Genomic DNA, 6,536 nt, shown 5'->3' with positions numbered 1-6,536 from the left:
TGTAATTCACAGTTATATAAGAAGATCTTTGGATCTTCGTATTGCTATGAAAACAGTGTCTTATTTAACCTACTTTGTCCAGGATAGCCCGACTTCTGACACATCCTAGGCATTCTTGAATCAGCTAAACATGAGTGGATAGTACGTCGCCATCATGAGAACAAATAAATTGACTCTCATGTTTTGATGAGTAGGATATAGTAAACGAATGAGGTGATCATGAGAGTTAAAGCTATGATGGATGTGAGTAAAAAAACAAAGATTCGTCACAGAAATGAGTTAAACCACACTTTGGCTCAGCTTCCATTACCCGCTAAACGTGTCATGTATATGGCGCTAGCTCCTATTGATAGTAAAGAACCTCTCGAAAGAGGGCGTGTATTCAAAATTAAAGCAGAGGATTTAGCTTCTCTTGCAAAAATAACCCCTTCACTGGCCTATAGGCAGTTAAAAGAGGGAGCTAAGCTTTTAGGATCAAGCAGAATATCGTTAAGAGGAGATGATATTGTAGCTTTGGCTAAAGAGCTTAACCTTCCATTTAATTCTAAAAATATGCCTGAAGAAATGGATTTAAATATCATCGAATGGATTGCGTATTCTCATGATGAAGGATTCCTATCACTCAAGTTTACAAGAACTATTGAACCCTACATATCGAGCCTTATTGGTAAAAGAAATAAATTTACAACGCAATTGCTAACTGCAAGCCTCCGCCTTAGCAGTCAATATTCTTCATCCTTATACCAATTGATAAGAAAAAATTACTCTAACTTCAAGAAAAAAAATTCATTTGTAATTTCACTTGAAGAGTTAAAAGATGAGTTAATAGCTTATACATTTGATAGTAACGGTGGTACTGAATATAAATATCCTGAGTTTCCAATTTTCAAAAGGGACGTGCTAAATAAAGCTATTGCTGAGATAAAGAAAAAAACAGAAATATCATTAATTAGTGTTTCCGTTTTCGAAAAAGAAGGACGCAAAGTTAGCAAGTTACAGTTCGATTTTGTAGTTGATGAGGAGGAGTTTTCAGGGAACGAAGATAGCGACCAAAATTGTTTAAGTGATGAAGATAAACTTTTCCTTCAAGAATTCGATAAGAAAGTACCACCAAAGAAAAAATGAGGTGAACTATGGCTAAGATCTACGAATTTCCTCAAGGTGCAGATCGCAATCGATTAAAACGAGAAATAGCCAGTGAGCGAAAAAAACACTTAAAGGAGAAAACCGGGAACCCGCTTCTGAAGTACATTAAGTGGAGTTGGTTTTATCTTCGTCTTCTGACTGCGGGAACACTGCATCTGATTTCAGTTATTACGTTGGCGATCCTGGGCGCATTCAGTACGGTGATATTCTGGATAGGTGGATTGATTTGTGTCGTAACCTGGTTTCATCTTGATCACCAGTTCTGGACGGCACAAAATTTTACCATCCCAGTTATTGGCTGCGTCTGGGTTTTGAGTTTGTTATCCGCACCGCTGGTAGAGCTGATGAACAAAAAGACGCCCTGGTATCGGCTTCTTGTTCCTGATGCTACCGAGGCGCACACGGACACTGAGCATGAATAACCGTCATAGCCCGTTCTTTGCCTTGTCTAGCCGGTTTACCGCACTCAAATTTATGTATGATGGGGTAGTGTTTTTCACTGTGATGCAGGATAGGGCAAACGCCGCAAAATGACGTCTGCGACGCCATTCCGCTACGTTTGCCCGTTGACCTACAGTCGGTTCTTGTTGGAGGAATTATGAAATTTAGCGTAAAAGAATTTATTAATGATAAATATGCAAAGGCTGTTAATATTTTAAAGGATAATATCAAAGAAAACTATCATGTTTTTTATGGTGTCAGATTAAGTGAGATTCTTTTTCCTTCAAGTGAATATGGCTCTGAAGCATTTTTTAAAGAGTTCGAATCGATTAATAGTATCACACTGCCAATAATTATTTTCGACCTGAAGGAGCAGAAGCCAATTCTGGTAATCAGCTTCGAAGAAGTATCTGATGCTGCTGTACTGGAAGAAGTGGGTATTGCCGTTATCATTTGCAATAATCTGTCAGACCTTCTGACACAGAATAGCCTTGTCGTTTTATATGAAGTCTAGGGTTTGAATTTTATTTGTATTCTCTGCAAGGATCACCAAGAGTGATTGAGTCGAGTTCGTGAGAGTAACAGGCGTGATGGAAGTATGAGGGGTTTTTAAGATACTCAGGGAACGATATTATCTTCCCGCTAGTGATGCCTGCTGAAAGCCAGTTCAGAAATATTTTATTATTCATTTTAAGTTTATTTTTCTGGATGAAAATGAAATTGATATCAGAATGATAATAAACGGGACTAAGTTGGTGAATGTTGTTGCCTACCACAACTTCTAATATATTTATGAATTCATGTTTAAATGAAAACCCTCCTGCTTTTAGAGGCTTCTTAGCTTTAAAAATAAATGAATAATATTCATTTTCTAGCCTTTCAATACAGTCGTTGTTTATGGCTAGCTGCTCAATGATAGCTTCCCGCTTATACTCCAAATTGTCTCTGACAGACTGATAAACGACCATTGCTGCATGGTGAGATCCACCGCTGTTCGAGGCTACATATCTGTCCAGCCATGAATAGTATGTGATATTAATCGGATCGCGAGTGTAGAAACCCTCATGCTCTATATGCCATACATTATTATGCCAGTCTGACATATCTTCAGCTTTTAGATTTTCTGCGGGGTACATCCCCCTACCCCACGAATAAACGTCCTTGAACCAGCTGCCATTGATTACCTTATGCCAACCAGTTCCAAAGCTCTTCGAGGCCGTCAGAGACTGAATTTTGTTAAAATCGAAATCCTGAATTTGTTTTCTTTCTGTACTTATTATGGTGCTCAGAATTTCAGCTAGACTCTTATCAACGTATCTCAAAGAGTAGTCGCTGAACAATGCCTCTAGTTGTAATACTGTATTCGCGTCTGCTGTTGGCTTAACTAACTTTATATCTTCCAGATTTTTATAAGTTGCTGTGGTCAGTTTATAGTGATCGGTAAGCTTATAGAGTTGAAATATCCGTTCAGTCAGATACCGCATAAATCTATCATCCGTGTTTTATGGTTAAATTTTTGCTGATTCCAGTAACCAGTGATTTTTCTGGTTCTCGTCCAGGTTATCGAATGCGGCCAGCGCTGCTTTAAGAACTGTCGTCCTGCTCTGTCCCGTTCTGATTGCCTCAGCCTCAAGGATTTCATCAAAGGCTTCGGAAAGCCGGAAATTTACCAGCTTTGCTTTACCTGTTGCTGGCTTCCTGTTAGCGCCGGAGATAAAGCGCGCGGTTTCTGCATTTGTTGCCTGTTCTTCTGTTGCTGGAACAACGGGCGTTTTTAGTTTTAAAGCCATATAACAATCCTCATATACTGAATACGTGTAAATAGCATAGTGTCTTTATTTTGTATTTACAATGTAAATCTTTACTTCATTCTATTGAAATGATTAAACAATCCCGATTTCCTGAGCCAGTAATTCAATCTGTGCTTTCGCTTTCGTCAAGCTGGATGCGCGGCTTACATCATGCACCCCTGCCCCTTCATTACAGGCACTTTCAAAAACATCCAGCTCTGACATACGTGTTTTCAGTGGCTGTATCCATACACTGTCTGACCGTAAGAGTTTATCCAGTTCAATGGCTGCTTTAATGTGTCGTGGTTTGCTCGGGTTTATTCTGGTCAGCAATACCCAGGGTTGCAGTGCAGAGTTTGATTTCTGAGCCATACGGACTTTTTCGGTTACGCTGGTCAGGGTTTCACTTTCGAAGTCTGAAGAAGCCTTAACGAGCGTTATCATGATATCTGATACTGTCAGTGCGCTACGGAACTCCAGGCTGTCATGGCCGGGGCAGTCAACAATCAGAACGTCGCACAGCTTGCTCAGGCGGTTAATTTCCTTACTTACATTACCGTATGCTTCGTACACCGTAACTGTGGGAAGACCATGCCCACGGCGTTTTTCATTCCAGCTCAGCAAATCGTTGTTCTTATCCGTTTTCAGGATGATCACCGATTTGGCTTTGTTAACCAGCATTGATGCTGTATTGGCAACGTAGGTACTCTTCCCTACCCCACCTTTATCTGAAACCACCAGTAAAATTTTTCCCATTTTGATGCTCCTTATCTTTACGTTGTAAATGATTAATTGTCTTTACGTCGTCTTTCTATCGTAAAGACGTGCATGTCTTTATATTGTCTTTATAGCTCATATTCTTTATAACGTAAAGCGAAAGTAAATATAATGGTGTCTTTACAGTATCTTTATATTGTAAATTTCTTGTTGTCTTTATGGATGATTTACAATGTAAATCATTATGTGTCTTTATCGCGTCTTTACGATGTCTTTATTTGTCACAAGTAGTGACAAGGTCACTTAACTAAGCTCTTTTTTGGTTCGGTTTGAGTATACCTTCCTCGTACCACTGCAAGCTGGTACTGTTTAAACACACACGACACACTTAAACAGAACCGGTTCTCAAAAATGACCCAAACAGTACCGACCTGCTTTGTTCGCGCTTATCTTCGTGCCTCCACGTCCGAACAGGATGCATCACGAGCACGTAGCTCTATCGATACTTTCGCCACTGAGCACGGGCTGGCCATCTGTAACTATTATATTGAAAATGAGTCAGGTTCACGCCTGGAACGTCCTGAGCTTTTCCGGCTGCTGAAAGACTGTCGGCAGCGCGACATCTTACTTATTGAAGATGTTGACCGCCTTTCACGACTGGCCGGGAATGACTGGATCACGCTCAAGAAAATGATTGCCAGGAAAGATATAAGAGTCGTGGCCGTTAATGTTCCCACTACCTGGCTGCATTTATCTCCGGGGCTGACCGATTTTGATAACCGGATGTTTTCGGCCATCAATGACATGCTGCTCGATATGCTGGCCGCAGTGGCCAGACGCGACTATGAGCAGCGGCGGGAACGCCAGAAACAGGGGATCGCCAAAGCAAAAGCTGAGGGCAAATACCAGGGCAGAAAGGTTAACCAACATCGCTATGATGCCATTAACCGGCTGCTGGCCAGCGGCAGCTCCTGGAGCCAGGTTCAGAAGACCATCAATTGCAGTCGTGGCACCATTAGCCGGGCGATTAAACAGTGTCCCCCAGTTACAGCCCTCCCCTCTCTTTCCGGGCAGTCTGAGAGTGCTACCGCATTTTCCGTGACAGCCACACTGTGGGTGCCGGTGCAGAACGGCAGCAAATTTACCCGTGGGAAGAAAAAGGTCAGAGAAGATATTGCCTGGCTGGTTGAGTGCGACTATGACGGAAAGGTGTTGGACAACAATGAGTACAGCCTGATTTTTACGTATAGCGATGAGGCCGATTTGAAAGAGCAGATTGACGAACTTTTCGACGAGATATACCGCACAGCTGAGATACGTAACTGCGTGGTCGATGATATGACGCTAACCAATGATGCAACTAATCAGGGCTGGAATGAATACGATGGAGGTTGGCAATAATCTATTGAGAGAAGCCTAAACCAAAATTCCCGCCAGTTCCAACACTCAAAAAAAACACTCATATACTCATTTACACATAAAAAACACATTTACTCATTTGTGTTTTTGTGTATAATTAAACTCAAATGAGTAAACACACAAATGAGGTTTAGACATGAAAATTATCGCGTTCCTCAACCCTAAAGGTGGCTCCGGTAAAACGACTGCAACAATCAACGTCAGTAGCTGCCTTGCCAGTTCGGGTAAAAAAATTGCAGTTGTAGATACAGACCCACAGATGAGCCTGACTAACTGGAATAAAGCAGAGAAAGCAGCATTCGATGTTTACACCGCAGCATCAGAGAAAGACGTTTACCAGGTAAGAAAAGATCTGGCTGAATATGACTTTGTGATTATTGATGGAGCCGGTTCTCTGTCAGTTATTACTTCCGCAGCGGTGATGGTCAGCGACCTGATTATCATCCCGGTAACACCCAGCCCTTTGGATTTTTCCGCTGCCGGTTCTGTCGTCACGGTACTGGAAGCCCAGGCTTATAATCGTCCGGTAGAAGCTCGATTCCTCATCACACGGAAAATCGAACAAGCCACCATGCTTAACGTTCTGAAAGATAGCATTGCTCAGACGGGTATTAAGCCGTTTAAAACTGCGATCACACAACGCCAAAGTTACGTTAAATCCGTCATGGAGGGTGAGAGCGTTTTCGATACCAACGATGGAGCAGCAAAGGGCGAGATAGCCATTCTGACGCGAGAAATACTCGAATCATTTGAGTAAAAACTCATATACTCATTTCAGCATATTAGAGGTTATGTATGGCACTAACTAAGCAACATACATCAAAAACAATGAGTTTCGGTGAGCATCGAGATCTTGAAAAAGTCGTCAATAGCACACCCACGGGAAAGCAAAAGAGAGTCAACGTTAACTTTGATGAAGAGATACATACCCGCTTCAAAGCTGCGTGTGCAAAACAAGGTACATCTATTACTGATGTGATAAAGGATTTGGTCGATAATTGGCTGAAAGAAAATGACAAGTAA

The 6,536-nt window shown here is 41.6% G+C and carries 8 protein-coding genes and 1 pseudogene; 6 read left to right on the top strand and 3 right to left on the bottom strand.

From position 1 onward, the window contains the following. The first annotated feature begins 219 nt into the window (after positions 1-219). The 3 genes from ACMHLI_RS22735 (at position 220) to ddp1 (ending at position 2,101) form a co-directional block, all read left to right on the top strand. Positions 220-1,125, top strand: a complete 906-nt coding sequence (locus tag ACMHLI_RS22735; protein WP_226721480.1) for a replication initiation protein — start codon at positions 220-222, stop codon at positions 1,123-1,125. An 8-nt stretch (positions 1,126-1,133) separates the two neighbouring features. Then, positions 1,134-1,568, top strand: a complete 435-nt coding sequence (locus ACMHLI_RS22730; protein ID WP_226721481.1) for a hypothetical protein — start codon at positions 1,134-1,136, stop codon at positions 1,566-1,568. 176 nt (positions 1,569-1,744) lie between these two features. After that, a complete protein-coding gene (ddp1, locus tag ACMHLI_RS22725; protein ID WP_413531381.1) occupies positions 1,745-2,101 on the top strand; it encodes a DNA distortion polypeptide 3 in 357 nt (118 codons plus the stop codon). A gap of 10 nt (positions 2,102-2,111) precedes the next feature. Here ddp1 and ACMHLI_RS22720 read toward each other — a convergent pair whose 3' ends face one another. From ACMHLI_RS22720 to ACMHLI_RS22710, 3 genes are all read right to left on the bottom strand, one after another. Continuing rightward, a complete protein-coding gene (locus tag ACMHLI_RS22720) occupies positions 2,112-3,071 on the bottom strand; it encodes a DUF6685 family protein (protein ID WP_413531380.1) in 960 nt (319 codons plus the stop codon). Positions 3,072-3,095: 24 nt separating this feature from the next. Next, the gene (locus tag ACMHLI_RS22715) at positions 3,096-3,377 is read right to left on the bottom strand and encodes a ribbon-helix-helix protein, CopG family (RefSeq protein WP_226721484.1); all 282 of its coding nucleotides are present in this window, start codon (positions 3,375-3,377) and stop codon (positions 3,096-3,098) included. A gap of 93 nt (positions 3,378-3,470) precedes the next feature. Beyond that, positions 3,471-4,133: a division plane positioning ATPase MipZ gene (locus ACMHLI_RS22710; protein ID WP_226721485.1), complete on the bottom strand. Its 663-nt coding sequence runs from the start codon at positions 4,131-4,133 to the stop codon at positions 3,471-3,473. Between the two features lie 372 nt (positions 4,134-4,505). Here ACMHLI_RS22710 and ACMHLI_RS22705 point away from each other — a divergent pair. The 3 genes and pseudogenes from ACMHLI_RS22705 to ACMHLI_RS22695 form a co-directional block, all read left to right on the top strand. Continuing rightward, positions 4,506-5,129 (top strand): annotated as a pseudogene (locus ACMHLI_RS22705) (recombinase family protein); the annotation flags it as partial. 520 nt (positions 5,130-5,649) lie between these two features. Continuing rightward, complete coding sequence (parA, locus tag ACMHLI_RS22700) at positions 5,650-6,270, top strand: ParA family partition ATPase (RefSeq protein WP_044715110.1); 621 nt, start codon at positions 5,650-5,652, stop codon at positions 6,268-6,270. 38 nt (positions 6,271-6,308) lie between these two features. Continuing rightward, complete coding sequence (locus ACMHLI_RS22695) at positions 6,309-6,536, top strand: plasmid partition protein ParG (protein WP_044715105.1); 228 nt, start codon at positions 6,309-6,311, stop codon at positions 6,534-6,536.

This window comes from Rahnella inusitata (assembly GCF_965118895.1).
GTDB classification, from domain to species: domain Bacteria; phylum Pseudomonadota; class Gammaproteobacteria; order Enterobacterales; family Enterobacteriaceae; genus Rahnella; species Rahnella inusitata_A.
This window is presented reverse-complemented; position numbering and strand designations above follow the sequence as displayed.